This window comes from Bacteroides sp. MSK.20.82 (assembly GCF_019052485.1).
GTDB lineage: Bacteria > Bacteroidota > Bacteroidia > Bacteroidales > Bacteroidaceae > Bacteroides > Bacteroides thetaiotaomicron.
In genome coordinates this window covers 19,621-42,741 of sequence record NZ_JAHQUN010000004.1, presented here as the reverse complement: position 1 = coordinate 42,741, position 23,121 = coordinate 19,621, and the positions used below count along the sequence as shown (strand labels likewise).

Sequence of the window (23,121 nt, the reverse complement as noted above, 5' to 3'; positions counted from 1 at the left end):
GGTGCATTGCCTCTGGTTTATGAAAATAAAATTAGAAAGATTGATTATGAGAAACGATATAATATTCAAACGTTCCGTCCAATTTCGGGACGAAAATAAAAACAGTTGGACTGTAGATTTTGAGGTTTATAAGGAAGAATCTACTCGTATAAACCGTGAAACATTGCAAAAATTTAAACAAAGTTTCAGTGTTTCGGTATGTGGAGCTGGAGGTATGGGTGCCGGGCAATGCTACGATCATATAATTCCTCGTACAGAAGGACAAAAGAAACTTCTGGAATTTTGGAACAAATATCATCTAGGTGGTATGTCTGGCGGTACGATTCGTCAAGATGAATATTTAAACGGCGAGCAATATGTTAACGACTACAATTACTTTGTGGAGTTGTTTAAAACATATAATGAGCATTACCGTGAACAGTTTGATGATATTTCTTTTCAGATTATTGTTAAGAATTTTAATATTAGTGACGCGGCTATAATACAGGTGAGAAATGTGCTTTATGAGAAAATGAGGAATAATCCCATTCAATATATCCTTGGATTGTCAAACAAATACTTCCATACATCTTCAGATTACAACGTAAAATGTTTCTTTCTTGCTATAAAAGGCTTATATGTAGATAATGGATATAAATATGGTAATGGCTGGTTATCCAGTCCGCTTCCAGATAATATTGAAGAGATTATAAATAATATTTGTGATCTTGTTGAAGAAGAAGAGACTGCGTTAACAGAAGAACTGGAAGCAGTTTTTGACATGGGTGAAAAAGGGTTTGTTGCCACAGAAGAAATTATCCAGCAAGTAATGGATTTACGTGAATGTGACGAAGATGAAGCAAAACGCTTCGTAGCTTTGGGAGTACATTTAGGATGTACATTCGGTGATTTGAATGATACATTTGAAGAATGTTCCTATGGTGAACAACTATACTGTGCAAATGGTATTGATTATTATATTGGCACAGAAGATGAACTGACCAATATAGCTAGTGATAGAGTACATAATGATGATGAATACGCGTATTTATGGCGTGAAGCTGTGGCGGCTCAAAGAACTACCGATTCGTTGAGTGATTGGTTGAATTCAATCATAAGTGAGGATGGTTGGTGCTCGGTACTTAATTCTTGGGATGGACGGTATGAAGAATATAAGATTGCTGAGGAATATATTTGTGTTTGTAGGTCATAAATTGTCATGGAATACATGCTTGTTACGGACAAGGTGAAATCAGTGGCAATAAACGATGATTAATATGGGACATAAAAAGACGATTGATTATTGGAGACACCCAACCAAAAGGGAAATCAAGTTCGGTGAGGGAGCTATTCATTGGTTAACAGTGGATATTGAAAAAGTTCAGAAGCCAGACGGAAGTTTGAAGAAATGGTTTATTCATACAGACGGACTAAGGTACAATCGACCATAGTTAAAGTGATGTCTGTAAAGCAAAGGCTGTTCTAACAAAATAGAGCAGCCTTTTGTGTTAAACAATGGTTAAAGTGGACAACTATTCACACCATATAAAACAATAAAATCTATTCACATTAAAACAGTAATAAATATGCCATTGAAAATTGAGAATATCAAGTTGGCAGGAACCAAGTTTGATGGTCGCGCTAAGTTGTCCCCAGAACAACGTCAGGCTATTCAAATTTTGGCCCGTGAAGGATATAGCCAAAGAAGGTTGGCTGCTATGTTCAATGTTAGCAAGCGGCTTATACAATCTATACTATCTCCTCCTGTTCGCAAGCACTCTAAACAATATCCAACAGAATATTGGACAGAGTTAAAACGGAAGTGTCGAAAAAAGAAAATTGATTTATATAAAAATGGAAAGATCAAGTTTAATAACAAGCTGAAAAATAAATGAAACGCAAGCGTATCAAGTATGTAGCTAACATTGATTTTGGCTATCGTTCAATTACTGATGCAAAGCAATATATAAAAATATTCTTGAAATCGCTTCTTTCGCAAATAGGGTTACAACTAGGAATAGACTATATCGTAACAGCTAACCATTTGCGAATTAGACATGTGAAAAATATTACAGGAAAAATAACTACCACACTTAAAGAGATATTCCCAGTATTCAATTTTTATTGGAAGACTCCAAGACTATTGGTGTGGTTCTAAAATCAATATTAATAATAATTTACAAGTATGGAAACGTATTCTATTTCGGTTTTAGGAGCCGACAAGAAACAGTATGAAATCGCAGATTTCAGAGCAAGAGGTATGAATTATGCTAATGCTATTGGTATTATCGTAGAAACAGAATTTATGAGTCGTGTTTTGGCGTTTGACACTTGGCAAGAACAATGGGGAAATACTGATAGGATCTTAACGGAAGAGCAGAATGAATCCGTTGCTATGCAAACTTTCTCCGGACTTGATCTAACCAAACGTATTGTAGAAGCACAAACTGATATTGATGGAATGACTGCCGCCAAACGCTGCTGGAACTATCAAAAAGGTGGCCTCCAGTGGTATTTGCCTTGTTTGATGGAGCTAGGAGTGCTTTGCGCATATCATGATGAGATAAACAAAGCAATGAAAGAAATTGGATGTCCCGATGAATGTTTACTTCCTACAGAAGATTCTGATGAAACCTGGGTTTGGAGTAGCAGTGAGGGCAGTCAGGACAACAGCTGGGTCGTGGACTTTAGTGGTGGCAACTTCTACGTCGGCATCAAGTACAACAGTAGCATGGTGAGGGCGGTTGCAGCATTTCAGCCTTCGCCGAGCCTGTTGACAGGCGAGGCAAAAAGTAACGATTGTCTGCATAGTGACGAAGCTCTTATAAACATGTTACGTGAACGTGGTTATAAAGGCGAATTGACTAAGACCTTGACTATTTAATATTATCGCCACCCATATTTGATATGGTATGGGTGACAGAATATTTTTGACACATGGAAACATTTAAAAAGATTATAAGACAATATGCACAAAGCGAAGTGTGTATGGGAGAATTGTTAGCTAATATTTCGGCAGATGGCATGTCTATTGAAGATGCTTTTGAATTGTATATAAAAGCTATGAACTATGCTGAAAAAGATGAATTTTATCAATTAGCTGACGGAGAAGTGAAACTATTAACAGCTAAGAGTGAAGATGACAAACAACCTTTAAAACAATTGTTAGATTCGCTAAATATGTCCTAATATATAAAATTGAACATGAATAAATACTATTTTATAAATATTGGTGCTGAAGTAATATGGCACCCTGAAAATAGTGACGAGCAGAAAGTTGTGCAAATATGCACCTCGGTTTCTTATCCTGTTGAAAATGACACATTAGTTTCTCTAATTTTTTCTGATAAAAAAGGGAGTGTAAAAGTAAAGGCCGACGAATTAACTCCAAAATTGACTGACTTCAATCAAGGGTACTGGTGCGCACTTCAAGATGCAATAAGTAATGGTGCCTCTGATATGGTTATTCAGGAAATGCTACGCAGTGCCGGATTTACATACTGGGAATGTTACTGGCATATACAAAATTCTGATTTTCAGTCAGAAAAAATATGGTCGATTATTCGTGGGATGTTTTGCCAAAATCCAGATTATATTGATTGGAATGGTGCTGATTATCCAATAAAAACGGTAGTAATCTTTGAAAATACTCCTGATGAAGAAAAGGTGACTGTATCTGTAGAACGGTTAGCGCGACAATTATTAGATGATATGGGTAATTGGAGTACACGAGAAGCAGAATTTGTAGATGAACAGATTTATTTCTATCTGGATGAAGATACCTTTAATATGCCTGATGAAGATATTGTAGAATACTTGGAAAAACAATGAAATTACTTTATATAGATTTATTTTGTGGTGCCGGTGGAACCAGCACAGGGGTAGAAAAAGCCCGTTTAGAGAATGAACAATGTGCTAAGGTAATAGCATGTGTAAATCATGATAAAAATGCGATTGCAAGTCATGCTGCTAATCATCCGGACGCTCTTCATTTTACAGAAGATATTCGTACACTAAATTTATCTCCTTTAGTTTCCCATCTACAAAAATGCAGAGCTGAATACCCTGAAGCATTGATAGTTTTATGGGCTTCGTTGGAATGTACTAATTTCTCGAAAGCTAAAGGTGGTCAACCACGAGATGCAGATAGTAGAACACTTGCAGAGCACTTGTTTCGGTATATTGAGGCTATTAACCCAGACTATATTCAAATTGAGAATGTAGAAGAGTTTATGTCATGGGGAGATTTGGATGAGTACGGTAAACCCATTAGTCGTGATAAAGGTAAATCTTATTTGAGATGGCTGGATAACGTAAGGTCTTATGGCTACAAATTTGAACATAAAATATTAAATTCAGCAGACTATGGAGCTTACACTTCCAGGAAGAGATTTTTCGGAATATTTGCGAAAGGGAGTTTACCTATTGTTTTTCCGGAGCAAACCCATTCTAAAAAGCCAGACCAAAAATTAAAGAACTGGAAGGCAGTACGAGATGTGTTAGACTTTGATGATGAAGGAAAAAGTATTTTTGGTCGCAAAACACCTTTAGTAGATTCTTCTTTATTAAGAATTTATGCAGGACTTATTAAGTTTGTAGCAGGTGGAAAAGATGCCTTCATGGTTAAGTATAACTCAATGAGTAAAGCTGGAAAGTACAATGCTCCGGGAGTTGATGATCCATGTCCAGTAATATCTACTCAAAATCGACTTGGGGTTGCTTGCATAAATCGTTTAAATATCCTAACCGGAAAAGCATTTATTTCTGTTCATTATGGAAATGGATTTTGTAAATCTGTAGATGAACCAGCACCAACCGTAACAACAAAAGACCGATTTTCATTAATTTCTTCTGTATTTATTGACCAACAATACGGGAACAGTAAGCCTTCTTCGCTGGATAAACCACTAGGCTGTATCACTGTTAATCCCAAATATAGTCTTGTAAGCTGTAAACCTTGGATTTTAGATACAAATTTTAAAAATGTCGGCACAAGTATAAATCAACCGGCACCAGTAATTACTGCAAACCGTAAATGGCATTACTTGATGAATCCTCAATTCAATTCTGCTGGCGGATCAGTAGATAAACCTTGTTTTACGTTAATTGCTAGAATGGATAAGATGCCACCATATTTAATTGAAGCATCTAGAGAGGGAGATCTACCTAGCTTTATTAAGATGTTTTCAGGAGGACTGGTATATGAGATATACGACACAGATACCGATGTAATGAAAAAAATAAAGGAATTCATGGCCATGTACGGAATTTCCGATATAAAAATGAGAATGCTAACGATTCCAGAGTTGAAACGTATTATGGGATTCCCGGAAGATTATATGCTAATAGGAACAAAAGCAGAACAGAAAAAGTATATAGGCAATGCTGTAGAAGTTAATATGGCACGAGTTCTTTGTGAGGCATTATGTAAAATATTAGTAACAACGCAACGTAAGGTTGCATAATTTAACAACAATAATATGGAAAATTTAAAATTTAATGTTGGGGATAATGTGAAAATTGTCTCTAATGATTTGCAACCGGCAATGGTTGGTAAAATTGGTCGAGTAAAGAAAGTGTATCCGTCATTTTCTGAAGATTCAGATAACAATATTCAGCCTTCTTACTTTTATCGCGTTGAAGTTGGAGGAGCTGTTTTAAAAGGAATTGCAGCAAGCAGTGATCTGGAAAAAGTATAGAAAAATGATATGAAAAAATACCGAGTGACGATTGACCTGGATGCTTTTGAAATAGTGGTTTCGGCTAATAATAAAGCCGAAGCCAAAAGAAAAGCTATCGAGAGACTTCAAAGAAAGAAGATCACTTCCCTGATTCGTAAATCTTGGCCTGACAATAAGAAAGAGGTGTATGTTGATGAGGAATAATTTGAGAATCAAAAGGAGATATGAGCAAAGATAATATTACAGAGCCTGTGAATACATGGGATAATTTCTATCAAAGTCGTGTCTGTAACGACAGTTATGTGAATGTCTTTTGTAAAAAATATAACCGGTTTATAGAAGAAATAATTATCAATATACAACAAATATCCTACGACCTGAAAGCACCCCTTATCTTAAAGGAGGAAGGATGTGGAATAGGTACTGTAAGCCTTGCTATTTCGCAAATAGGAGAGAGGTTGTTTAATTATTTTGGATTAACAGGTGCTTCTGATGCAAAGAAAATTTCAAAAGTTATCTTCTCTGACATCAATATTCCTATGTTGGAGCTATGTTGCAAGAACACACTCTCAATATCCACGGATAATTACTTAGGAAAAGTCCCATTGTTTTATGTTAAAGAGAATATTTGTGAACCTAAGTTTTTTGAATCATCTACAGTAGTGGTAACACATGGGGTCTTGGAACATTTTTCTGATGTAGATATAACAAGAATCATGTCAACATATAACAATGATAAGGTTTTGTTTCAAGCTCATTATGTTCCAACTAGCCAATACACGTCTCCTTCTTTTGGAGACGAACGTTTGCTGCCTACAGATTACTGGATCACATTAGTAAAACCGGATTATTATCTTCTTGATAATAATGGTAAAGATTTGTATATGTTTAAAACTAAACCGGCACCGACAAGAAGATAAGAGAGTCTATAAATGATAAATTTTGAGAACATGGCAACTAATGTTAATAATGCGGAAAGATTAAGAAGTTATTTTCTTTCTCACAAACAAAGGGAAAATATTATCAATGTATGTAGAGCACGCCCAAATTGGGACGGTTGTGACTATTGTGACTTATATTCAGGTTCAGGGCTTCCATGTTGGAAGCAAGATGATAAACATAATTGTTGCAAATTAGAGGAAGTCAAAACAAAAAACAAGAATGTATGAAAGAAAAATCAGAAACAAAAGATTTAGCAATGACACCTAAAGAACAGGAAATGGATTTGCGTAGATGGTGTGTGGAAGTATCGGTGAAAATCTGTGATAAAGAATCCATCATTGAAGTTGCCGAAAAACTGTACAAATGGATTACACAATAGAAAATGACGTAAAGTCAGGTAGCAATAGTTGTGCACGCCCTGACTTTAAACATTAGTCTAATTCAAAAACAACATGTCCTTTACCAGCAGCAGCTATGTTAATTAGCTCTGATGTTAATTTGCATCCTGCATTGGTACAAATGAGAGTTACGTTATTCTTTGACGCAGCCATAGCAATGTTGATTAGTTCTGAAGTTAGTTTTGATTTACAGTTAATCTTTACACTTCCACCTGCGTTGAGGATGTTGATAATTTCACTAGTTAATTTCATAAACAATAATTTTTTAAATTCGACAGTTGTAAAAGTAGTAATAAAAAACAAAGGGCGCATCCATTTCAGCAATAATTTTAAAATTCGACACTTTATTTTTATTAGGGTGTGCTCTTTAACTAATAAATGTATAGAAATGAAGATAAGAATAGGAAAATCTTTTGATAAAGAAACAAATGAAGTCTTTTATCAGCTACAATTTAAATTGGATGGAGAACGGACCTATAACGCATATTCTTATGATGTTTTTAAAGAGGAATCTGACGCAAAAGAAGCTCTTAACAAACATCTAAATGGTGAACGTGAATACACTTATTTTGTGAGTGCTGAAAAAGTTAAAAGAACAATCAAAGGGAACCGCGTAGATGTGAAAAAAGTATTAGCATTTCATGTTATGTCAGCTAAATCAGATTTACCAGGTTCTCGTATCTGGGTGAAAATTAACTAATAAAAAGATAGTAATAAATATGGGAACATTTATTTTTAGACTATGCATTGATAATACACTTTGCTTAGTTACCGCTTTTGATAAAATAGAAGCAGAACACATGTTGGAGAAAAACAAAGGCATCATCTCAAAGGCCGAGTATTATTTTGTTGGGGTAACGAGCGGGGTGATTACTATTAGTAAAGATGGAAATTTAACTTATTAAATATCGGAAATGAGTAAAAAGAGATTTACAGATGACCGTAAACAGCTTTTAATACGGTATAAGATAGATGAAAAAGGATGTGTTTCTTTTATAGACCCCTGCTGCGATGAAATTCCAGTTTGCCTTTTCGGTAAGATAATGGAAGCTATATCAAATGTAGAACAAGAATGGAATTGTAGAATTGCTAATAAGGTCGACTCTCTTCTGCCTAATATTACATCCGAGAAACCAACACTCAGATAAGAATAAATATGAAATTCTGTGATTTACCGATTGATACTCAACAACGATTAAATTGCGAACGATTGAATTTACATAATCGTTCAATTAATAGTGCATACGAAGTGCTATTGTATAATCAACCTGGTACTCGTTATTTTCATGCAAGACGTCATCAAAATTCGTGGTCTGATGATAAAGGTAACTATATGCCGTTTGGAGGTGGTTCTGAATGGACGCTGCAATATGGATGTATAGGTTTCTCTCGTAAGAAACAAGTAATGGGTTACGATTATGAATTATGTCGTGGCAAGACCTATTCTAAGTCTGCAAATGGGACAATTATTCCAGCTTCCGTAAAAACAAAGAAGGAAGTTTTGAGTATAGCAAAAGCGATTGGAATATTGAAAACATTGGTTTAATTAAAGTTGATATACAATATGGGTAAAACAATAGTTAATGAAATCGAGAAATGTACACAATGTCCGCATTGTACAATTCTTCCAGACCCAGAACCGTATGATTGGTTTTGTGACGATGACGTAAAACTCTTCTGTGAAAAATAAAAAAGGACAGTAGCCGCTGCACTTCGACCCTACGAAAGTGACGAAGTTGATATTCCCAGTGATTGTCCTCTGGAATAAAATATAATAATAAGAAATATGAACGAAACATTGGAACAACAAATTAAACGTCTGGAATTCTGTCGTGATTGCATTGACCAGTCTTATAAAGCTGGGAGAGATGAATACAATCGCCTTGAACGGATGATTGAAGAATTGAAAGAAAAACAAAAATAAGAAAACACATAGAAGAAAGAAATGATTATGGAAGTAAATAATGGAATAATAATTAATGGAGTTTTGCATGAGTTTGTCATACCGAGCGAATCCCCTTGTTTAGAGTGTTCTTTAAAGAATGAGTGTGGTACTTATTTAGGTGATAGGTTGTATTCAGATCCATGCGATGTTTTTAATTCATGTAGTGGAATATTTGTAATACGTGCCAAAGTAAAGATAGAAACGGAGGATTAACTATGGGATTTACAACACCTGTGTTTATACTCAAAAACACACCGGAGCTTCGAGATAAGTTAGTTCGTTTAGGGTATAAAATAGGATATGAAAGGTATATAAACGATGATTTTTTAGCGACAGACAATGATGAGATGTTTGGAATTGATGTTCCATATCCTCCTGAACAATGTAATGGGTATATTCATTGCGGAACTAATGAGGCTTTGTTCCTTGCCATAGCCGCATTGAGAGACGATACTGACGATTCACAATGGTTTGTATATCCTCCTGAAAATATTTGGTTTATATGCGATGACGATGACATCAATTATGCACGAGAAAATATTAAAGATAGTGTACAGGCGGCATGGTTCCATTGTAGTCATAAGGCAACGGTGAAAGAGCTTATAGAACATTTTAAATCTGTTTAGAGAAATGAGTTATGATTTTTTAGGAGACATAGATCGAATAGGCATGGATACCTACAAGCAAGGTGAAGAAGATGCCAAGAAAAGAGCTATAGAAATTCTGGCTTCTGTTTTAGAGAATTGGGTACATGGTGGTGATGCAGACTGTATCATTGCCGAATTTGAAGAAGAACTAATGAAAAAATGATAACGATATGGCACAGTTTACAACACAAGTTGCAACAAGCATAGAGCAGTCGCAACAATTAATAGAGCTAGGTGTAAAACCTGAAACAGCAGATTTGGTATATCGCTGTACAAAATCAAGCACTGATTCATTGGAATGGGAACTACAATTGTGTCCACCATCACTGGAAAACATAGACAACAATGACATTCCAGCATGGAGCTTGGTCCGGTTACTTGAACTGCTTCCTTATGAGATTCCTTGCGACAAACCAAATGTTCTTCACCATCCAGAATTGATTAAGTATGAGGCTGGATATAACTTCTCCGTATGTAGATATACCGTAGATTGTTTTGCCGGTACCCATATCGAGAACAGCCCTTTTGACAGTTGTGTGTCTATGATTAAGTGGCTTATTGCAAAAGGGTATTTTAGTAAAGAATATTTGTCTAATACAGATTAAAAAAGAAACGAGGATACCTGTCACGTATCCTCGGAAAGACTAGTCTTTTAGCGATAATGACACGGTAGTCTTCTGCAATGTTCTGTCACGTGTTCCCATTTACCAAACCGAAATCTGTAATAGGAACGAACATGCACAGGTTTATCGCCACAACACTGGACTGTTTTGCAGTTTTGAGACAGAGCCTCATTCTAACAGTTCTAAAAAGAATGAGGTTGTCTATTAAATATGTTAAACATATTTCTTAACCCTAAGTTTGCCCTCTGATTTGGTTTATATATCAAAGATGCTGAAAGGGGTTACAAATATACAACATTTAATTTTTTGATAGAGAATATGAATAAAATTAGCATGTGTGAAACTAAATAAAAAGGAGTGCGATATTCCGCACTCCAGCTAAGATAAAAATAATCAATTGTAAGAGGTCTTGCCTCGCTTGACCACCCGTGCAAATTTTGTGATAGCCTTGATTAAGGCTGCTGATTGTCGTAATACTTGGGCAATAGCATACAGAACAATAGCAACCCTTACCTCTTGGTAATCAACGGAATTTGCCATTAAAAGAGTAGCCAACATGATATTCATTATCATAGTTGGCTACAAATTTAATAATAATGTGTATAATCGAATATAATCGTATTTAAATAAATGAACAAAGAAAGGAAAGGTAGATTCAACGATGTTATTAGTTCCCTGGAAGAAGCGAAGGGAGAAGTGGAGGACATCTTAAATGAAGAACAAGACTCTTACGATTCTCTCCCAGATGGCTTACAAATGTCTTCTAGAGGAGAAAAGATGCAGGACTATATCGGCTTGATGGAGGACTGTATAAGCAAGATAGATAAGGTCGTTGGGTTTGTGGAGGAGAAAATTATAAAGAAAAAATAGGTATTATTTGTGTATATCAAATACATTGCTTATTTTTGTTGTATTATTAACTATAAGAACATGAATAGACAAGAATTTTGCCAAATAATTGCAGATATACGAAAGCAGTCTACCATTAAAATGAAAGATATTTGTTTTCAAATGGGGGTTATGCCTACTGCTATATATCGTTTAGAAAAAGGAAGTAACAATTTTGAAATGGGGAATATGATGTCGTATATTAAAGCACTACAGCATATTCTTGTAATTGAGAACGGCCAACATTCATATCGTACAAATGATGCACAAGAATTAGGAAGTATATTAGCATTAATTCGTAAAGAAAAAGCAATTTCACAGAGAGCTTTGGCTGAAAAAGCAGGGTATTCTCACCTTACAATTGCGAATATTGAGAGAAAAACAACTACTATTAGTATAGATACATTACTTAAAACAGTAGATGTTCTGGGATATACAATTAATATCGAAAAACAATAATTGCTATGGTTGCGTTTATTTGTGTTATTATTTGGATTATAGTAACACCTTGCATTGCTGTTATATGTGGGTTGTCTTTAAAAAAAGAAAAAAGTCAACGTATTTCGTGGAAAAGATATAGTACATGTATGTTATTAGTGTCTGTATTTACTTTTTTCCTTTTGTATATGTATGACGAACATTATGAATTACTGTATAAGTTTTTCTTAGCTATTGGGGTAATTGGTGTCGTTATTTATGCTTTGGGTATATCGTTTTTTAGAACTAAAAGATGATTGTCTGGTAATAAGAGCTGGCATATTATTTATGATTTCAATACCTTTTTCATAACCGTATTTCTTCTTTTTTTTCTATTCTATAGAAAACAATTTTAAGAAGATAGTATGGAAAAAGAGTTGCATACAAACGAAAGTAACAATATAGATATACATTCAACTTCTTTAGAAAGAAAACTTTCATTGGCGTTGCATAAAAGATACCCCGTTATATGGGCAGCAGATAATATTCAGGAATTGGTATTAGATGATAAAGCAACAGTTGAGAATGTATATGACGTACTGGCAGAAATCGAGGATAAGTGCGTGCATTTATCAAAACTCATAAATATAGAATTTAATCCTTCCAATGTTCAGAAATTGGAAGAGGAATATGGGGTACAAATTTCTGAACATTGGAAAAATTACGCTCTAAATGTAATAAATAATTTTGCAGGAGAGGTGCTTGCTTTTGCGATGCAGGCTTCTTCTGTGCGTTAGTCTTCTGGATAGAAAGCAGGTTTATGTCGGTCGTTGATATACATTATTACAACTTTTATAGCTTCTTCTACATGATATTCGGGAATACCGTTCTTGAAAGTTGAAAAAAGTTGTCTATTGGCAGAAAGATAGGTGCAACACCCATCCCAAATACGTGTTGCGATATAAGAGTCGTTTTCATGGTTGATTCGTCTTCCAATAACTTTACTTAACAATTCAATTTGCTCTTTTTCTTTTATGTTCATAGTATCAATTGTTTTTAATCACAAATATATAAAATCATTGATAATTGAGCACAATTGTGGTTAATAAATTTTTCAAAATAAATCCAATAACATAACCATTCCCCTTTTTTCATTCTATTCTATAGAAAATAATAAAGAATATGGAAGAATATGGAAGAACCTAAAAATGCAAAATTATTTTTGGCATTAAAAAGTAGATATGCCTTACACAATACCGACCGTTTGGTAGAGTTCATATTGGATGATCAGAAGACATCTTTTGACTTTATTACTGAAATTATTCCCCAAATAGAAGAAGAGAATAAAAAAGCTCCTAAACTTTTCAAGGTAACTGTTGATACAGACATTCTGGAAAGGTTACGTGCAAAACAAACATGTAAGGGGAAATACCCCCTTAATGATGCGAATATAGCAAATGAAGTAAGGCTGATAGAAGTATATCTAGCAGATAAGGTTTGGGACCTTGTTGGACTAGCCTATATGGACCAACGCTAAAATTCTATTATATTTCCAGCTATTTTAGGGTTATCAATCATTTTCTGAGATAATTCTAACGCTTTATCAATATGATATTGAGGAATTCCATGTCGGCAAGATTCAAAAAAAACTTGCGGACATGTGGAAACGTATGTTTGGCACCCAACCCAAATTCTCTCTTTTTCATAAGGGGTTACTTCAGGGCCAAAAGCTCTTGTTACAAATTTTACTAATAACTCAATGAGGTCTTGCTTTTCTTTTGTATTCATTGTATCATCAATTGGTTTGATTGCAAAAATACACCAATATCATAACTATTTTTCTGTTTTTCTTATCTAAGCTAATCCTATTAGAATAAATGCTGCAACAAATTTGTAATTAAAAAATAAATTATTACCTTTACCAGACAAATTGGAAATGATTTTGTACATTGAACAATCCTGTTAATTATGTCAGTCTGTGTAATTAATTCATAATAAAAATAAAATAAGCTATGTACCCACACGATAATATTTTTAGTATTTATTACAATATAGGGAAACGAACTCCATTCTTGGTTAAACGATGTGAGTTAGGATTAGCACGTTCATCCAGCGAGGAAAGACGTATTGATCCAAATCAAGATAGAACCTTCTTAGTCGAAACTGTAAAGCCGCGTGGCAAATATGGTAAGGCTTATGGCAAGTGTTTTGTAAATGGTAAGCCTGATGATACATATAGGCAGGAATGTTATCCAAATATCAAAGACGAAGAAATCCCTTGCGCTGGATGTGGAGAATGGGTTTTGATTGATGTTCCCGGTGTATCGCTTAATGAAATATTTCCCATTCATAAAGCGGATGAAATACTTATGTTTGGTAAATATAAGGGGAAAACTTTTGGTGACATTTATAAGATAGATTATCAATATCTTCATTGGCTAGAAAAAACAGACAGGCTTTTCAAAGTTGATTTTGAGGAACTTAAACAATTATATCCAGATGTCGAAAAACAGGAAGATATATCTATTGCAGACCAAGTAATTGATTTTGGGAAATATAAGGGACAAAAGTTTCGTGACATTAAAGATGATATTTCTTATCTTGAATGGCTTGTCTCAATAGACAAAATATCTATTGAAGATTTTGAGTTGTTGTCCACGATATAATACCATACAGTTTTGGCTATAAACACTTTTAACACACATATTTATATGAATAAATTTTTATGCTCTCTTGTATTTGTGCTTTCTTTTTCTTCAGTCCATGCACAATCTAATGATTCACAAAAGGAAATACAAACACTTGTCCAGAGAGTCGATTCTCTTGAACATGAATTGTCATACCTTAAATTGACTTATGAATTAAATACACTTAATTCCGACATAACAATGTTTGCAAACGAGGTGTACACCAAATCTATCGCAATTCAATTAGACCTCTATAATCGAAATTTTAATTCCAAATTAGGTGATGCGTATCAACAATATTATGAAACATGCCAACGCAAGAAACAATCAATTTCTGAACTCATTGAAGCTAAGAAAACATTATACTTAATTAAAGTTATAACATATCCTTATTCCGAGAGTGAACTAAAGACGTTAAAGGCAAGTTATAACGTAATTAATGATGCGTATGACTCGTTAGGGAAATCAATGGAGTTACTGGAAATTGTTATTGATACATATAATAAGTTTTTGTAACTATTTAATTTCGGCTTATTCGATAAGTTGTGGAATTCCGAAATTGGTGTTAAAAAAGAATTTTGTCATTCTGGTGTAATAACTAAAAATAACAACCATTCTTTTTCCATCTTTCCTATTCTATAGAAAACTGTAGTTGTCAATATCAGTACTTTGGTATCTGGTATTGTATCTATTTAATATGATATTGTTATAGACTAAAATTTTGTTATATGAAAGCTATTATTGAAGCAAAAAAATATAGGGACACTGATTCTTCGTATATTGTTGTCGAGATACGTTTTTTGTGTGTTCCTATGTTTTATTATAAAAAGCAATGGGCTTGTTAGTCGATTTTTACGAAAGCATTTATATTTCCTGTTATTGTAAGATATGCTCCTTGGGTATGACTCCAGTACACTGCGGTTAAATGTTCATTGTCTATTTTATCTATAACAACCATCTTTATAGGATCAATAGCATTGACAATTTTTACACTGTCTCCAATTTCTATACTCATAATGATAAATATTTATTAATCGTTTCAGCAAAGATACTGCTATTTATTGATAATTGAATACAATTGTAGCCAATTAATTTTCCAAAAATGCACTTGGTTTTCTAAACTAACTCCATCCAGTTCCAACTATTACTTAAAAAAGGCCGGAGATATATTCTCCAGCCATACAGATAAAATTCATCAATTTGCAGAGTCTTTTTGACTCCTTTTGGTTAGTCCTGCAAACCTTGCGATGGCGGCTGAGAAAATATCATAAATCAGGGTGGTATAATTGATCCATGATATTCCAGGTGCATCGACAAGGTTTGCTACTAAAAGGGCAACCAGCATGACTAATCTTACCATGTTGGTTGCAAAATTACATAAATTGTTGATAATCGTATATAATCATTTATAAATATGACAAAAAACAAATTATCTATTGCGCCTCCAGATAAGAAGAAGACTTTGGAGGCGTTTTTTCGTTATTATGAGTTAAGCCGTTTATTGTTCGGTCAAAAGCAAAACGAAATATATGATGTCACAGACATTCCGAAAACAAATAAGTTTTATGAGTTAGCGAAAGAAATAGCTAAACAATTAGAAATTGACTGGGAAAGTATGACACACGAAGAAAGTAATCGTGTTATGTTGGCCCTATTGGAAGATTCATTTAATCTTATACGCGATATTGAAGATTCCAAATCTATAATCCTTCAAACTAAAATAGTGATAAAGAAATGAGTGATGCACAGATTTATGACTTGTATGCTCAAAAGATTTCGGATATAACCAATATTCCATATCCTTATATTATTGTATTGAGAGACAATGGCTTGTTGAATCAGAAAGAAGCAAGAGATAAGTTAATCCGATATGATTATTGGAAATTGATGAAAACAAACAAATTCACACACAACCAGATACTTGAAAAACTTTCTGGTATATATGATGTCAATAAACGTAAAATTTTATATGCGATAAAAGTTAAACCCAAGCGCGTATATTATTGTAGGCAATGTGGACTCCAGTTATCGAAAGTCAAATACATGCGAAACGATGGTATATGCGATAAGTGTATTTCTAAACAAATAAAATTATAAATTATGGACAATCTGTACATTGAAGCGTATAAGTTCTATAAGAATGACTACGCACATGGTTTAGTATTATTTCATATTCAATCTCATTTTGAGGCTTATGAAGATGATGCTATTCAACTGGGGGCAGCACTGAATCTCCCAGTACATCTGCAAGAAGGCGTGAAATTCTGTAGTTTCCCGGATTATGAACTTGAAAACACCTTGTTGTTCCTTGTACAGATTGGTATCTCGGTTAATACTATAGAATATCGAGATGAAAATGGGGTATTCGCAATACCAAAAGTGAAACAAATTTTGGATGATATTGAAGCTGATTATTGACATTTTCGATATACTAATAGTGATTTTTGTAAATATCTGTAATATAGTCAATTATATTAAGTATTATATTTAGTTTTATATATAGCTAATCTATTGTATAACAGTTGATTAAATATAAAATAATTAATAAATTGATGTCATAATTTAAAACAAAGTCGTACCTTTGCCTCACCATCTTAACAAAATAGTTGGTGAGGCTTTTATATGTAAACAAAAATCATAGGAATATGGATAAGATAAAAACAAAATTGAAATTTATTAAGTCAGACCGTACAGAGTCATGGGTAGGATTTGTTTCTATCAATACTAAAACCGGTTACATTAAGGGCGTTAGAGAAGACGCAAAGGGTCCTAAAAAAGTATGTATTGTAACACATGAGCTAGAGCCAATTATTGAGCCGAATGTGCTTTATGATGTACAAATGGTTCCTATGAAAAATGAAAAGGCTGGATACATCGTTGTAGCAGCGGAACCACATGCTTTTGATGCAAAGATTACTTCTACAGTTGTAAAGAATGCTGTGTATTTAGTGGAAGTAAAGTTCGGAAACAAGACAATCAAATACGATCCGCTGGATGGTGTCAAAGATTCTGTTCGTACTATTGATGGGGTTGTAGAGGAACTGTCAAAACGTAAAGACATCAAGAATCTACTGCTGGTAATTGATGATTTCTGTAAGTCAGCAAACATTGTATTAACCGCATTCCAGAACGATGGTCATTATGTCGCAGCAAAAAAAGTTCTCAAAAAGTAGAAAACCTAAGCTGCCGAGAAAAAGAAAAAAGGCTTGTATAAAAGCACAAGGACGCGCTTCGTATTATAGCACTGTTAATCTTGCTAAAGTAGAAGGAGAGTGGCCTTGTAAATTTTGGGTTAATTCGACAGTAGAAATGAAACCGGTAATGATAAATGGTACTGTGGCTCTTATTCCCACACCCGCTCAATATTGGTAGAATATGATAGAAATTCCAGTAGAGGGAATAGCTACAGACGCAGCTCATTCCACGAAAAATAAAATAACAGAGTTTCAGGGGATAGATTTACGGACCGGTAAGCGGATATTTTATCAGAACCTGGGTAATAAAACGGTGAATATTGGTGAGTTCTTAGGCGTTGTTGAAGCGGCAAAATATATCATAGAAAATGATTATTCTCCCAGAATTATCTATACAGATAGTATAACAGCAATAGCTTGGTTTCAAAACAAAAAAACAGCATCCAAGAAGAAATGCAAAGAACTTCAGAAAGCCGAGATATTTCTTAAAACTCTTGCATGGGATGTTGATACAATTGAAGTCCGACACTGGAACAACAAAGAATGGGGTGAGACCCCTGCTGATTTTGGAAACAAATAAAATCCTCCAGCAAGAGAACTGGAGGATTGAGATATACAAATCATCATTTGTTGGAAGTCTTTCTTCCTCTGAAAGCCCAGATAATGTCAGCGATAGATTTTAACGATGCGGCTACATCGAAATCCACTCTTATTCGTAGGCATTTTCTCATTGTAAAGGCAATCAGCACCCATGCGATTGGCATATATTCGCAAAGGTAAGAAGAATCTTTCAAAGTAGGACAGTTTTTCAAAATTCTGTCAACTAACGGCTGTTGAGATACTTAGTCATAAATAGCCGTTACATAGCGGGATGGAGCAGTTGGTAGCTCGCTTGGCTCATAACCAAGAGGTCGCCGGTTCGAGTCCGGCTCTCCGCCACTAACTAATTAAATTAATTATAGTATGAAAGAGCAAATCATATCTGAAAGGGCAAATATTATTGCCAATTTGAGACAATTGGTTCAGTCCTTAGTGGAGTTGAATACGAGAGCTAAAACACACGTGTCTTCCAATAAGGCAGACATTAAGAAATTGAGAAAAGACAATAAAGAGTTGGAGAAGATGAAAACCCGAAACTCATTCTTTATCCGGATTTTTTCTTTGTTCTTTAAGTCTTGATAAGATGATGCCGCAATGGTGGAATTGGTAGACACGATGGACTTAAAATCCATTCGTCCGAAAGGACGGTGCAGGTTCGGCTCCTGTTTGCGGCACAATGACATTAGTCAATAAGAGTTCTTTGAAATATACCAAACTTAATATGCGATGAAAAAGTATATAGAACAATTCTTTTTTATGATAGCGGTCTTATTCATTGGCAATAGAGTATTCAATCATGTTGACGCTTGGTTGGGAATTGCTATATGTTTTGGGGTTTGCTATCCATTTATTAACATCATTAAATTAATTATCAAAAAACATGAAAACGAAGATTAAGTTTATGTTGGTTGCTCTTATGGCAACAGTGATTTTTTCATCTTGTGAGCGTGTTGCTCCTAACTACGCCGGTGTCCTTATGGAGAATTACGGTAAAAAAGGTAAAAATGATTTTAAGATTGTGTCCGGAAAGGTTTCTACATGGGAATGGGGGACAGAGTTGTTCCAGGTACCGTTGTTTGAACAGCGAGGAGGTTTCCAGAGAGCAGTTACTCTGAAAGCTGCTGACAATACGGAATTTGAGGCTACTCCTTTATACTCATATAGAGTAATTAAAGACAAAGCGATTGATGTTGTTTTCGATAATAAGCATATAGGTAATGGCGATGGCTTTATGAGGTCCTTGGAGGATAACATTTTGGAACCGCGTATTTACGACCTAATTAAAGAAGAAAGCCGGAAGTATAAAACAGATACGCTTATGGCCGATGGTGGCTCTTTAGCTTTTGAAAAGCAGCTAGAGGATATTGTTAGGGCGGAGTTTAAAGAACGAGGGTTAGATTTAAAATCGTTTTCTGCTCAATTAGAGTTTAGTAAGAGAGTCCGGGAAAAGATTGATAATAGAAACGAGGTCAACACTAATATTTCCGTTATTGATCAGAAAATCGAGGAACAGAAAAAGCAAAACGAACTGGAAAGATTAAAAACCGAACAGGCTCTTATCACATCGAAAGGGTTAACTAAAGAAATTCTATACAAACAGTTTATAGACAAATGGGACGGAAAAACGCCGCTGTATGGGGTAACTCCAGAATTTCTGAAGATGACGAATTAAAGCCCGTAAGTAAATTGGAAAGAGGAGGGGTACGATCCATGCAGTTTCCAACTTTGGTGTCGCTGGGATGGCTGCATGGGTTGTTAAGAAACATCTTGGAAAAATGTTTTGCACCCCCTTTATTCCTCTGGATGGAAATTATGTAAAATGCTTGAATGCCTGTGAACCGATCGTATTTCACATTCCAAATGGCAAGAAAGCTCAATTGTTGTTTTTACGTCCTACGGACGGCTTATCGTCTTTTGATTTCCTTTACGAGAGCGCGAATTTCTCGTACAAGGAGGACAAGCAACAGCAAATAAATTTCCATTACGGCTGCAAAGTTAAAACTTTTTAGCCAAAAGCCGGTGAAAAATCCGGCTGTTTGCTCGGTTCGTCTATCGGAAAGGACATCTGCCTTTCGAGCAGAAAAGAATGGTTCGACTCCATTACCGAGTACAACAAGCCCGAAGTACAAGGGAACGAACATGCAGGTTATGCTGAGACAAGTCAATATGCAAGTAAACTAAGCCCTGTTCGGAATCGTTGGTCCGGGAGTGTGATACCGAGCTGTTGGTAGAATCGGTATGTTAGATGTCTTTACGGGAGTGTTCGATTCCTCCACCATCGCCGAAAGGGGATGGGTCGGTTAGGGAGATAAAGACATCATTTGCTCTTATAGCTTAGTGGTAGAGCAGATGACTGTTAATCATCAGGTCGGTGGTTCAAATCCATCTAAGAGCGCATTTAAGGTTAAAAAGATTGTTATTGGATTAGCTTATTTTTCTTTCCGCAAAGCTGTGAAGTTGTGAAACTTCCAGCTCTCTGGTTCATTAGCCAAGTGGTAAGGCAATGGTCTGCAAAACCATGATCGCAGGTTCGATTCCTGCATGGGCCTCAAATGGGATGCAATTAATTTTCCACGATTTTAAATTGATTTATATGACAGTATCCAATAAATTGAAAGAATACTATAGAGCATATTATCAGAAGCATAAAGAAAGGCTAAAAGAATATGCCAGACAATACTATCAAAAGCATAAAGAAGAAATAAAAAGAAAAAACAATGCTTTTTATCATAGTCACAAATACCGAAATGCGATGTATTACCGTAATAAAGTAAATAGTGGTCAAGTAGCACAATATGTCAAAAAGCGGAACCAACGTATTGTGAATACAAAGATTAGTATATTGCTTTATTCTTTATCTCACCAGAAAGAAATCTTAGATGAGAAGAGAAAAAGAGACGAGTTACGTAAAAAAAAGAATAGAGAAGGTGCTAAAAAACGTTATTACAAACAAAAAGAAGAGGGCACTCTAAGAACTTACCAAGATAGGCGTGACTATCTAAGAGCTTATAATAAAGAATATTATTATCGAAAACGTAAACAAAGTAATGGGGAGTTGCAATTACTCCCCAAAGATAACAACCATAGGGCTAATATGGTTGTGAAATCAAAATGACAGCGGCTATTCGTAAAGTTGAATCAAAAGAGATATGACATTATAGTGCATTAGTTCAGTGGTTAGAACACTACACTGTCACTGTAGAGATCACGAGTTCGATTCTCGTATGCACTGCAAAAATACAACCATGCAGCCAACTACTGCATGGAGGAAGATAAAAATAAATCAATTGTTAAATCTACGGACAATCCATTTGCCTATAAAGTAGCTTGCAATACAAACCGCGAAACTGGCAGTAATTGACACTGCTAATGTCAAGTCCAGATTGATGTCGTAGTTAACATTAACATTTACGTTGGTTGTAAAGTTGGCGTTAATGTTTGTATTACAACTATTTATAGTAAACATCTGAAGGAAAGCCGTTATCAACGGATTCATTTCAATCAGTTTTAACCGCAAAGATACGGCTTTTCTTCTTATTGTCCGTCTAAAAGCATTATTATGAGTAGTCAAACAAAAACATCCGGTAATGGAATCGGATTCTTAGGATTGCTGGCAATTGTGTTTATCACATTAAAGTTGTGCAATGTAATCAATTGGTCATGGTGGTGGGTAACTTCACCTCTTTGGGGAGGAGTTGCTGTTCATTTTGCCATTATTGCAATTTCATTGCTTGTACATGCAATTGCAATCATAGTGAGAAGTATGATTAATAAGAAATAACCATCAGCTTATTTGAGTAGTTATGAAAACAGGAGTAATATTGGCTCGATTCCAGCCTATACATAATGGACACCTACAGCTGATAAAGAAGGCTTGTGACGAGAATGAGCAAGTTTTAGTTATTATTGGATCAATAGATAAACTCTCAAAACGGAATCCGATACCTTGGACTATCCGAAAACAGCTTGTTGAAAAGGCGATTAAAGACCATTCTCTTCACGAAAAAACGAAGATTGTTGAGCTTGCTGACCTTTCTGATGAATCTGACAACAGTCACGATTGGGGTTTTTATCTTTATTCGTTTATTGTTAGCAAAATCAACCAGTCTGATTTCACCATCTATTACTCTGATGGATTTGAGACCATCACATCTTGGTTTCCAGGATTTCTTTTAAGGAATAACGTGTCTCTATCTTTACTTGCCAGAAACACTTGTGAAGATGGTGTGTCAGCAACTATGGTGCGTGATATGATACTTGCTGATAGCCTTCCAGAAAATAATGTGGTCCCACAGTGCGTGTATGATATGCGCCAGACAATTAAGGCATTTTTAAACGTTTTCAAATAAAAATATGAAAAAGTACATTGAAACAAAACAGATTGAAGCCGAGCCTATGACATTGGGAGACTTCGTTCAAGAAACGGGTAGAAACCCCTATGGTAAGGACATTGAAAACCATAAAGAAACCGAGAAAGGTTATCGTGTTAAATACGAAGATGGTTACGAAAGTTGGTCGCCTGCCAAAGCGTTTGAGAAATCATACAAGTGTGCAGACACCTTTCTTGACCGTTTGCATATTGAAATGAAAGACTTGTATGACAGGTTGGATAAACTTGTTGCTTTCATTGATTCTGGAAAGATGGATGAAGTGGTAACAGACAACTACCAAAAATTTTTGTTACGCTTACAGCAAGTAGTGATGGGTAATTACGTGAAAACACTTGAATGTCGTATTGGATGTCTTGATGGTGCTCCTAATGCTCCGTTTAACCAGATGTCTTTCGGAGTTGCAATCGAAGCGTTGAAATTTGGTCTTGCTATTCGTAGAAAAGGTTGGAATGGAAAGGGATTGTGGGTCATCAAGCAAGTCCCGGCACACATCGAAAGCGATATTGTTCCGAAGATGCAGTCACTTCCTCAATCGGCAAAGGACCTTATTCTGAAAGGCAAGGGTTTCATTAACTATACAAGCCAATGCCTTATCTACAACGAGAATACTGGTCGTGCTGATTCATGGATTCCGTCTATCAGTGACGTGTTTGCAGAAGATTGGGAGATTGTTCAACAATGAAGTTTCAATCATATAGAAACAGCAATTTTTTCTGCAAAAAGCTCTTT

General features: G+C 35.1%; 36 protein-coding genes and 6 tRNA genes. 38 read left to right on the top strand and 4 right to left on the bottom strand.

The features are described from left to right. Positions 1 to 46 precede the first annotated feature (46 nt). The 11 genes from KTR07_RS05825 (at position 47) to KTR07_RS05775 (ending at position 6,981) form a co-directional block, all read left to right on the top strand. Positions 47 to 1,192: a hypothetical protein gene (locus KTR07_RS05825; protein WP_225472615.1), complete on the top strand. Its 1,146-nt coding sequence runs from the start codon at positions 47 to 49 to the stop codon at positions 1,190 to 1,192. A gap of 373 nt (positions 1,193 to 1,565) precedes the next feature. After that, on the top strand, positions 1,566 to 1,874 hold the full coding sequence (locus KTR07_RS05820) for a helix-turn-helix domain-containing protein (RefSeq protein ID WP_055268807.1): 309 nt from the start codon (positions 1,566 to 1,568) through the stop codon (positions 1,872 to 1,874). Further along, positions 1,871 to 2,137, top strand: a complete 267-nt coding sequence (locus KTR07_RS05815; RefSeq protein ID WP_055268808.1) for a hypothetical protein — start codon at positions 1,871 to 1,873, stop codon at positions 2,135 to 2,137. Before KTR07_RS05820 ends, KTR07_RS05815 begins: the two co-directional genes overlap by 4 nt. A 27-nt stretch (positions 2,138 to 2,164) precedes the next feature. Next, complete coding sequence (locus tag KTR07_RS05810; RefSeq protein ID WP_217315238.1) at positions 2,165 to 2,863, top strand: DUF1566 domain-containing protein; 699 nt, start codon at positions 2,165 to 2,167, stop codon at positions 2,861 to 2,863. A gap of 53 nt (positions 2,864 to 2,916) precedes the next feature. After that, on the top strand, positions 2,917 to 3,168 hold the full coding sequence (locus tag KTR07_RS05805; protein WP_008647747.1) for a hypothetical protein: 252 nt from the start codon (positions 2,917 to 2,919) through the stop codon (positions 3,166 to 3,168). Between the two features lie 15 nt (positions 3,169 to 3,183). Then, entirely contained in the window at positions 3,184 to 3,810 is a 627-nt protein-coding gene (locus KTR07_RS05800) for a hypothetical protein (protein ID WP_008768611.1), read from the top strand. After that, the gene (locus tag KTR07_RS05795; RefSeq protein WP_109115735.1) at positions 3,807 to 5,444 is read left to right on the top strand and encodes a DNA cytosine methyltransferase; all 1,638 of its coding nucleotides are present in this window, start codon (positions 3,807 to 3,809) and stop codon (positions 5,442 to 5,444) included. The genes KTR07_RS05800 and KTR07_RS05795 overlap by 4 nt, the downstream gene beginning before the upstream one ends. Positions 5,445 to 5,459: 15 nt before the next feature. Then, positions 5,460 to 5,678 (top strand): hypothetical protein, encoded by a 219-nt coding sequence (locus KTR07_RS05790; protein ID WP_055268813.1) that lies wholly within the window; start codon positions 5,460 to 5,462, stop codon positions 5,676 to 5,678. A 9-nt stretch (positions 5,679 to 5,687) separates the two neighbouring features. Continuing rightward, the gene (locus KTR07_RS05785) at positions 5,688 to 5,864 is read left to right on the top strand and encodes a hypothetical protein (protein WP_165861919.1); all 177 of its coding nucleotides are present in this window, start codon (positions 5,688 to 5,690) and stop codon (positions 5,862 to 5,864) included. A gap of 20 nt (positions 5,865 to 5,884) precedes the next feature. Next, complete coding sequence (locus KTR07_RS05780; protein WP_055268814.1) at positions 5,885 to 6,580, top strand: class I SAM-dependent methyltransferase; 696 nt, start codon at positions 5,885 to 5,887, stop codon at positions 6,578 to 6,580. Between the two features lie 245 nt (positions 6,581 to 6,825). Continuing rightward, positions 6,826 to 6,981 (top strand): hypothetical protein, encoded by a 156-nt coding sequence (locus tag KTR07_RS05775; protein WP_008768615.1) that lies wholly within the window; start codon positions 6,826 to 6,828, stop codon positions 6,979 to 6,981. Positions 6,982 to 7,033: 52 nt separating this feature from the next. Here the strand turns inward: KTR07_RS05775 and KTR07_RS05770 are convergent, their stop codons facing one another. Then, complete coding sequence (locus KTR07_RS05770) at positions 7,034 to 7,252, bottom strand: hypothetical protein (RefSeq protein WP_133304326.1); 219 nt, start codon at positions 7,250 to 7,252, stop codon at positions 7,034 to 7,036. Between the two features lie 136 nt (positions 7,253 to 7,388). Between KTR07_RS05770 and KTR07_RS05765 the strand changes: the two genes are divergently transcribed. The 10 genes from KTR07_RS05765 (at position 7,389) to KTR07_RS05720 (ending at position 12,317) form a co-directional block, all read left to right on the top strand. Beyond that, positions 7,389 to 7,700 (top strand): hypothetical protein, encoded by a 312-nt coding sequence (locus KTR07_RS05765; protein ID WP_032846348.1) that lies wholly within the window; start codon positions 7,389 to 7,391, stop codon positions 7,698 to 7,700. 19 nt (positions 7,701 to 7,719) lie between these two features. After that, positions 7,720 to 7,905, top strand: coding sequence for a hypothetical protein (locus KTR07_RS05760; RefSeq protein WP_032555586.1), 186 nt, complete (start codon positions 7,720 to 7,722; stop codon positions 7,903 to 7,905). Between the two features lie 251 nt (positions 7,906 to 8,156). Further along, positions 8,157 to 8,546 carry a hypothetical protein gene (locus KTR07_RS05755; protein ID WP_008768617.1) on the top strand — a complete coding sequence of 130 codons (390 nt, stop codon included), beginning with the start codon at positions 8,157 to 8,159 and terminating at the stop codon, positions 8,544 to 8,546. A 240-nt stretch (positions 8,547 to 8,786) separates the two neighbouring features. After that, positions 8,787 to 8,924, top strand: coding sequence for a hypothetical protein (locus tag KTR07_RS05750; RefSeq protein WP_165360465.1), 138 nt, complete (start codon positions 8,787 to 8,789; stop codon positions 8,922 to 8,924). Positions 8,925 to 9,160: 236 nt separating this feature from the next. Further along, positions 9,161 to 9,571 carry a hypothetical protein gene (locus tag KTR07_RS05745; protein ID WP_008768618.1) on the top strand — a complete coding sequence of 137 codons (411 nt, stop codon included), beginning with the start codon at positions 9,161 to 9,163 and terminating at the stop codon, positions 9,569 to 9,571. A gap of 4 nt (positions 9,572 to 9,575) precedes the next feature. Beyond that, entirely contained in the window at positions 9,576 to 9,755 is a 180-nt protein-coding gene (locus tag KTR07_RS05740; protein ID WP_115484601.1) for a hypothetical protein, read from the top strand. 7 nt (positions 9,756 to 9,762) lie between these two features. After that, positions 9,763 to 10,197, top strand: coding sequence for a hypothetical protein (locus KTR07_RS05735; RefSeq protein WP_141409269.1), 435 nt, complete (start codon positions 9,763 to 9,765; stop codon positions 10,195 to 10,197). 648 nt (positions 10,198 to 10,845) lie between these two features. After that, on the top strand, positions 10,846 to 11,085 hold the full coding sequence (locus KTR07_RS05730) for a hypothetical protein (protein ID WP_008768620.1): 240 nt from the start codon (positions 10,846 to 10,848) through the stop codon (positions 11,083 to 11,085). A 60-nt stretch (positions 11,086 to 11,145) separates the two neighbouring features. Next, positions 11,146 to 11,562 carry a helix-turn-helix domain-containing protein gene (locus KTR07_RS05725; RefSeq protein ID WP_159062822.1) on the top strand — a complete coding sequence of 139 codons (417 nt, stop codon included), beginning with the start codon at positions 11,146 to 11,148 and terminating at the stop codon, positions 11,560 to 11,562. Positions 11,563 to 11,945: 383 nt separating this feature from the next. Beyond that, positions 11,946 to 12,317: a hypothetical protein gene (locus KTR07_RS05720; protein ID WP_032555593.1), complete on the top strand. Its 372-nt coding sequence runs from the start codon at positions 11,946 to 11,948 to the stop codon at positions 12,315 to 12,317. On the opposite strand, the gene KTR07_RS05715 is transcribed toward KTR07_RS05720, so the two are convergent. Further along, a complete protein-coding gene (locus KTR07_RS05715) occupies positions 12,314 to 12,562 on the bottom strand; it encodes a hypothetical protein (RefSeq protein WP_032555595.1) in 249 nt (82 codons plus the stop codon). The two genes, KTR07_RS05720 and KTR07_RS05715, sit on opposite strands and share 4 nt — an antisense overlap. Before the next feature lie 150 nt (positions 12,563 to 12,712). Between KTR07_RS05715 and KTR07_RS05710 the strand changes: the two genes are divergently transcribed. Further along, a complete protein-coding gene (locus KTR07_RS05710) occupies positions 12,713 to 13,057 on the top strand; it encodes a hypothetical protein (RefSeq protein ID WP_008768621.1) in 345 nt (114 codons plus the stop codon). Here the strand turns inward: KTR07_RS05710 and KTR07_RS05705 are convergent. Beyond that, the gene (locus KTR07_RS05705; RefSeq protein ID WP_032555596.1) at positions 13,054 to 13,308 is read right to left on the bottom strand and encodes a hypothetical protein; all 255 of its coding nucleotides are present in this window, start codon (positions 13,306 to 13,308) and stop codon (positions 13,054 to 13,056) included. The genes KTR07_RS05710 and KTR07_RS05705 overlap by 4 nt on opposite strands. 224 nt (positions 13,309 to 13,532) lie before the next feature. On the opposite strand from KTR07_RS05705, the gene KTR07_RS05700 reads away from it, so the two are divergent. Beyond that, positions 13,533 to 14,186, top strand: a complete 654-nt coding sequence (locus KTR07_RS05700; protein ID WP_008768622.1) for a hypothetical protein — start codon at positions 13,533 to 13,535, stop codon at positions 14,184 to 14,186. 862 nt (positions 14,187 to 15,048) lie between these two features. Here KTR07_RS05700 and KTR07_RS05695 read toward each other — a convergent pair. Then, positions 15,049 to 15,222, bottom strand: coding sequence for a hypothetical protein (locus KTR07_RS05695; protein WP_153880776.1), 174 nt, complete (start codon positions 15,220 to 15,222; stop codon positions 15,049 to 15,051). Positions 15,223 to 15,621: 399 nt separating this feature from the next. Here KTR07_RS05695 and KTR07_RS05690 point away from each other — a divergent pair, with 399 nt between their 5' ends. From KTR07_RS05690 to KTR07_RS05620, 15 genes are all read left to right on the top strand, one after another. Beyond that, positions 15,622 to 15,945, top strand: coding sequence for a hypothetical protein (locus KTR07_RS05690; RefSeq protein WP_109115738.1), 324 nt, complete (start codon positions 15,622 to 15,624; stop codon positions 15,943 to 15,945). A gap of 362 nt (positions 15,946 to 16,307) precedes the next feature. Continuing rightward, on the top strand, positions 16,308 to 16,625 hold the full coding sequence (locus tag KTR07_RS05685) for a DNA mismatch repair protein MutS (protein ID WP_109115739.1): 318 nt from the start codon (positions 16,308 to 16,310) through the stop codon (positions 16,623 to 16,625). Positions 16,626 to 16,852: 227 nt separating this feature from the next. Then, positions 16,853 to 17,380, top strand: a complete 528-nt coding sequence (locus KTR07_RS05680) for a hypothetical protein (protein ID WP_008647695.1) — start codon at positions 16,853 to 16,855, stop codon at positions 17,378 to 17,380. Between the two features lie 202 nt (positions 17,381 to 17,582). Next, positions 17,583 to 17,981, top strand: a complete 399-nt coding sequence (locus KTR07_RS05675; RefSeq protein ID WP_008647689.1) for a ribonuclease H — start codon at positions 17,583 to 17,585, stop codon at positions 17,979 to 17,981. 285 nt (positions 17,982 to 18,266) lie between these two features. Continuing rightward, a tRNA-Met gene (locus KTR07_RS05670) sits at positions 18,267 to 18,340 on the top strand. Positions 18,341 to 18,589: 249 nt separating this feature from the next. Next, positions 18,590 to 18,675: transfer RNA gene (locus KTR07_RS05665), tRNA-Leu, on the top strand. A 206-nt stretch (positions 18,676 to 18,881) separates the two neighbouring features. Continuing rightward, positions 18,882 to 19,673, top strand: coding sequence for an SPFH domain-containing protein (locus KTR07_RS05660; RefSeq protein ID WP_109115741.1), 792 nt, complete (start codon positions 18,882 to 18,884; stop codon positions 19,671 to 19,673). A gap of 366 nt (positions 19,674 to 20,039) precedes the next feature. Then, positions 20,040 to 20,111: transfer RNA gene (locus KTR07_RS05655), tRNA-Glu, on the top strand. 213 nt (positions 20,112 to 20,324) lie between these two features. Beyond that, positions 20,325 to 20,396 (top strand) — tRNA-Asn (locus KTR07_RS05650). Positions 20,397 to 20,479: 83 nt separating this feature from the next. After that, a tRNA-Cys gene (locus KTR07_RS05645) sits at positions 20,480 to 20,550 on the top strand. 44 nt (positions 20,551 to 20,594) lie between these two features. After that, the gene (locus tag KTR07_RS05640; RefSeq protein WP_141409265.1) at positions 20,595 to 21,116 is read left to right on the top strand and encodes a hypothetical protein; all 522 of its coding nucleotides are present in this window, start codon (positions 20,595 to 20,597) and stop codon (positions 21,114 to 21,116) included. Between the two features lie 44 nt (positions 21,117 to 21,160). Continuing rightward, positions 21,161 to 21,233 (top strand) — tRNA-Asp (locus tag KTR07_RS05635). A gap of 327 nt (positions 21,234 to 21,560) precedes the next feature. Then, positions 21,561 to 21,782: a hypothetical protein gene (locus tag KTR07_RS05630; RefSeq protein ID WP_109115744.1), complete on the top strand. Its 222-nt coding sequence runs from the start codon at positions 21,561 to 21,563 to the stop codon at positions 21,780 to 21,782. Positions 21,783 to 21,804: 22 nt separating this feature from the next. Beyond that, complete coding sequence (locus KTR07_RS05625; protein ID WP_109115745.1) at positions 21,805 to 22,350, top strand: adenylyltransferase/cytidyltransferase family protein; 546 nt, start codon at positions 21,805 to 21,807, stop codon at positions 22,348 to 22,350. Between the two features lie 4 nt (positions 22,351 to 22,354). Beyond that, positions 22,355 to 23,074: a DUF2829 domain-containing protein gene (locus KTR07_RS05620; protein WP_109115746.1), complete on the top strand. Its 720-nt coding sequence runs from the start codon at positions 22,355 to 22,357 to the stop codon at positions 23,072 to 23,074. Positions 23,075 to 23,121: the final 47 nt, after the last annotated feature.